The organism is Lentilactobacillus sp. Marseille-Q4993 (assembly GCF_951230165.1).
In the GTDB taxonomy this organism is placed as follows: domain Bacteria; phylum Bacillota; class Bacilli; order Lactobacillales; family Lactobacillaceae; genus Lentilactobacillus.
This window is the reverse complement of record NZ_CATNVB010000054.1, coordinates 1-5,111: the sequence shown is the minus strand read 5'-3', so window position 1 is coordinate 5,111 and position 5,111 is coordinate 1. Positions and strand designations below refer to the sequence as shown.

The window sequence follows — 5,111 nt, the reverse complement described above, 5'->3', positions numbered from 1 at the left end:
TTTAAATTGGGGACTCTAGGTCCAAGGGAGCATGCTCGGTCTTAAAGTTCATCTTCAGTGTAACTAAAAAAATCTAGATAGAGGATGAAGTTAATCATCTCTATCTAGATCTAATCTTAGATTGTTTGTATTCTTGGATTACCTCTCAATTTACAAGCTATCAGTTTTACGACAAAAGGATCAGGTTGAAGGTTAGCAACCTCCAATCTGATCCTTTGAGTTTTCATTAGATTATCAAATAACAAACCTAAATCAAATTATTTATTAAGTCTTCCCTGTAATCGTTTAGCCATTTCGTCATCATCATAAGCTTTATGCGTGTTGGATAGAAGCATGACTTTTGCATCACTCTTCTCCATCAGGTACTCACGTTCCCACTGATCCTCATCAGGTCCATCCCCAATGATTCTAATGTAGTTTCTGAGTGTCCCAAGGGTGTCGATTGCGAGCTCGATGTTAGTATAACAATCATTATCAAAGAAATGAACCCACTTCTTCGAAGGATTGTTTTCCCAAGCTCTAAGCACGTTTTCAAGCTCTTGAGCAGCCTTGCTAGCGCAAAGGAACGAGTTTACGTAATAATCATCCGCATCCGCAAAGAACGCATCAAATGAGTCAATCGTTAGCTTCAAGGCTTTAATTGGATAACTGTGAACTGCAACACTTAACCACAAATCATTATATAGACGAGCACTATCTTCACTAGGTAATTCTTCAATCAAAACCCTAGTTTGATTTGCCAAATCTTCAAATGGCTTTACGTGATCAGCAATCAATTGATTTATCATTGCTAGTTCACCAATAAACTTCTTCTCGCCAGTGAACCACTCCATTTCAGGTAGCTTATCCTTTTGAGCAATCCACGTGGCAATAATCTTTCTGAGTGTATAAGTGTAGAACTCATCCCCAACCTTTTGATCTTCAAACTTACCGTAATTGAACATAGTATCAAAATATTGTTGGTAAAGGGCAGCAATATCATTCTGTCTATCAGAGTAGTAATTGTTAACATACTCACTCAAAATATCAGCATTTGATTTAACTTCAAAGTCAGTACGCCAAGATTGCTCAACTAAGCGAAGAAACAGTACGTGGGGTTTGATATTCCCTGTATTGCACATAACAAGGTCATCCATTCCGGCCTTCCGCACTTTATCCAATTCATTAGCAACGTAGTGAGGATCGATTTGCAGCATCGCAAGGAAATTAGATGCTTGTAAATCATGGAACGCAACGTGGTAATAAATTCCTTGAGAAAGATTAGGGTCACCACCACTCAACACCTCAGACCTTGGATCATCATTTCCTTGTCGGCGTGATACCATTTTACCGTATCCGTTATCCGCCCAAATCTGAATTACATCACTAGGGACATCCAATAGACCGGCATTATAGAGTCCTGTTAACTCACCATAGATATTAATTGAACACTTTGCATTAGGCACAGCCTTCTTAACCATGTCATACTGCGTCTTAATAACGTTATTAATGACTTCAGCCTTATCAGCTAGCGTATATTCATGGTCATCATCTAACCAGAATGGTCGATCACCTTGACCTCTAAAGCCAAGGTTCCAAATAACATCGTTATCTTTTTGTTCTTCGATACTATCCTGCCAGAGTTTCTTAAACAAATCTGGATGTTTTAAATATGATGCATCCAAATCAGGGTAAACCCGTGAGAACATTTCTGCCCCAAGTGGTTCTGCATGGTGATGAGCAATCATTAATCCCATTTTCACTGCAGCTGTTCGATTCAAATGCGCGTTGGTGTCAGTTCCAGGAATTACGATGTTACCACCACACCGGAGCAAAGTTTCAAAAATCATAGTCCAAACATTGTCAGTAGATTCTCGATACTCCCAATGGTTCAGCAACAACTCATCATTCACAAACCATCCTCTGTACTTAACCCGATAATCTGGTAATGTAATAGCTTCGAGATCATGCATTGTAATATATGGAACTTTTTTAGGAAGTTTATCTAACCAGAACCAGAATTCATCGATCTTCAAAACATTCTTTGAGATAGCTAGAGCGCCATACATAACCCCTCTAACAGAGCCAGACTTAACTTCTACATGATTCTTATCAGGTTGAGTAATCAAAAAGCTTTCATCCTTTGCCATACCTGCATCTAGAATCAATCTAATTTCATTCTTATCCCCATGGGCTGAAACAGTTGTTTCAATGTCCCGGGTTAAAATCCTTGCTGCATTCCGTAAGACGTCGTTTTTAAAATCAGTTACGACTCCGGTATCTTTTGAAATCAAAAATTTATTTTCCATTTTTTCGCCTCTATGTTGTTACCGCTATCATTCTCTTTTTTAAAAAGGAGCCCACTCAATTGGGCTCCTAAATTGACATTACTTTGTCTTTTGAAGTGCTTCCCAAAGACCGTTCAGATAATTTATTCCTAATGCCCGATCAAACAATCCATATCCAGGGCGTCCATCTTCTCCCCAAATATTGCGACCATGATCTGGTCTAATATAACCGTCAAACCCACTATCATCAAGGGCTTTCATAATTTCATACATATCAAGTGATCCTTCAGATGAAAGGTGGGCACTTTCATGAAATTCAGTTTTTTCCTGATTAGTGAATTTAATGTTACGGGCATGAATAAATGGTGCTCTATCTTTTTTAACAAATTCACGAATGATTGCTGGCAAATCATTTTTAGGGTTCTCACCCAAGCTACCTGTACAAATTGTAAACCCATTGTACTTTGATTCGTGAAGCGCTTCAATGGCAACCATGTCATCACGATTTTTATAAATCCGTGGTAATCCAAATAACGGGAATGGAGGATCATCAGGATGCATTGCCATTCTGACATCAACTTCCTCACAGACCGGAATAATGGCATCAAGGAAGTACTTAAGATTTTCAGTTAGCTTAACTGTATCAACATCTTTATACTCTTCAAACAATTGCTTAACAGCAGCCAATCGTTCTGGTTCCCAACCTGGCATCTCAAAGCCTTTTGAGCCTTCCTTGATAGTTTCAATCATATCATTAGGATCATCGGGAATCTTGCTTGGATCATAAGACATTGCGTTGGAACCATCAGCAAGTTTTTCATGCAAATCAGTTCTCAGCCAATCAAAGACAGGCATAAAATTGTAACAAATGACTTTAACACCAAATTTTGCTAGGTTTCGAATCGTTTGCTTGTAATTTTCAATATACTTATCTCGTGTTGGTAATCCAATCTTGATATCATCGTGAATGTTAACCGATTCGATTACTTCTAACTTTAAACCGGCCTTTTCAATTATTTGCTTTAACTCCGCGATTCTTTCCTCAGGCCACACCTCACCCACAGGGATATCATATAGTGATGTAACTACTTGTTTTGTGCCGGGAATCTGTCTGATCTGTTCAAGAGAAATTGGATCATCGTCTTGACCAAACCACCGAAACCCCATGTTTAATGCTCGCAAGAACTGTTCCTCCTAGGAATTATTTGAATTTGAAAAGATATATTAGTATACAAAAAACAAATTACTACTTACTTATTTCTTAGTCAAAAGGCTAAACTACAACTACCGGAACTGAGGCGTTTCTAACTACATATGCTGTCGTTGATCCCAATGCTAGCTTGTTCAGAGCATCCACTCCAGACTTACCAATAACAATCGCATCAATTCCATACTTTGTTGGGGCATCCTCTGCAATAATGTGCTTAGCACTCCCCATTAGAACTTCGCTATCAAATGAAGTCCCGGTATTTGCTAAAGTCTTCTCAGCGTCGGCTAGAATGGCTTCAGCATTTGCCTTAACTTCATCTACCAACGCTGTCTGAGTTGGTCTAATCGGATCCTTACCCAATGATAATACATTTGTATTAACAACCGTTAGCAGTTGTAAACTAGCATTTGATTGTTTTGATAGCTTTATTGCAAGTTGTAAAGCCTTTGAGGCGTTGTCGCTACCATCAAGAGGGACCAAAATTTTACTGAACATGTAATTACCTCCAATTGACTCGAAATGCAAATTGATATATTAGTATATTCCATCATTATAATAACACTATCTGTAACCGCTATCAAGAATTTTTTTACGCTTTTGTATACCTTGTTTTATGCTATTATTAAAGGTAAGAATTATTTGTAAAGGACTAGGAAAAGTCGATGGAAAGTTTACAAGACAGAGCTTACGATACTATCTATGAATCAATCATTAGCCTTGACCTATTACCTGGTCAACGAGTTTCAGACCGTGACTTTGAAGTTCAGCTTGAAATGAGTAGAACTCCAATCAGGGAAGCAATGCTCAGACTAACAAGAAACGGGCTATTGAAATCAGTACCACAAAGTGGCACTTTTATAACCAAAATCAACTTAGGTAAGACCCTCGATGCTCGTTACGTTAGACAAACTCTTGAACGTAAGGTTATTGGAGAAGTGGTTAGTAATCATTCAAATGAATTGGTTGAGGATTTGGAACTGCTAATATTTGAACAAAGGAGAGCTGCTAATCGGAATGAATTAAAATCATTTTTTAATTTTGATGATAAATTTCATGAATCCTTTTACACAGCTTCTAACCATGCAAACATTTGGCACTGGTTGTTGACTTTAAGTAGCGACTTAAATCGGTTCCGGTCGCTAAGATTGGCAGATAAGAACTTATCGTTGTCGCCACTACTTCAAGAACACGAGGAACTATTGGCTGCGGTTAAGAATAACGATGCTGAGGAAGCAGACAAAGTTATTCAAAGTCACTTGGATCTTCAGTTAATTGATAAAGATGAAGTAACTAAGCAATACCCTGAGTATTTTGAATAAATATATTAAGAAAAGAATGCAGTGGGAGTAGGACAGAAAGTAGGTAAATGTGCTTTCATAGTTCTGCCCCACTGTTTTTGTCTATTCATATACTAGCTACAAGATGTGTCCATTAGAAAGAGGTCCAGCTACCTAATACCATTTTTTCAGCATAATAAAAAAAGATCCAGATACAGGATGAAATTAATCGGAGATACTCCTAGTATGTTGGACACGGAAACAATTAAAATTCCGGGTTCATATACTAGGAGTTTTTATATTGACTAAATATCGCTACACCATAGACGAAAAATTATTCTTTCTTGATTTGCTTGC

4 protein-coding genes are annotated in these 5,111 nt (G+C 37.9%); 1 reads left to right on the top strand and 3 read right to left on the bottom strand.

The features are described 5' to 3' along the window. Nucleotides 1–257: 257 nt before the first annotated feature. The 3 genes from QOW94_RS10785 to QOW94_RS10775 all read right to left on the bottom strand — a co-directional run bounded on the left by QOW94_RS10785 (nt 258) and on the right by QOW94_RS10775 (nt 3,972). The gene (locus QOW94_RS10785; RefSeq protein WP_283680463.1) at nt 258–2,288 is read right to left on the bottom strand and encodes a glycosyl hydrolase 115 family protein; all 2,031 of its coding nucleotides are present in this window, start codon (nt 2,286–2,288) and stop codon (nt 258–260) included. A 78-nt stretch (nt 2,289–2,366) separates the two neighbouring features. Continuing rightward, the gene (gene uxuA, locus QOW94_RS10780) at nt 2,367–3,434 is read right to left on the bottom strand and encodes a mannonate dehydratase (RefSeq protein WP_283680465.1); all 1,068 of its coding nucleotides are present in this window, start codon (nt 3,432–3,434) and stop codon (nt 2,367–2,369) included. Between the two features lie 106 nt (nt 3,435–3,540). Then, on the bottom strand, nt 3,541–3,972 hold the full coding sequence (locus tag QOW94_RS10775; protein ID WP_283680462.1) for a universal stress protein: 432 nt from the start codon (nt 3,970–3,972) through the stop codon (nt 3,541–3,543). A 167-nt stretch (nt 3,973–4,139) separates the two neighbouring features. Here QOW94_RS10775 and QOW94_RS10770 point away from each other — a divergent pair, with 167 nt between their 5' ends. Continuing rightward, nucleotides 4,140–4,796 (top strand): GntR family transcriptional regulator, encoded by a 657-nt coding sequence (locus QOW94_RS10770; protein WP_283680461.1) that lies wholly within the window; start codon nt 4,140–4,142, stop codon nt 4,794–4,796. The last annotated feature ends 315 nt before the right edge of the window (nt 4,797–5,111 follow it).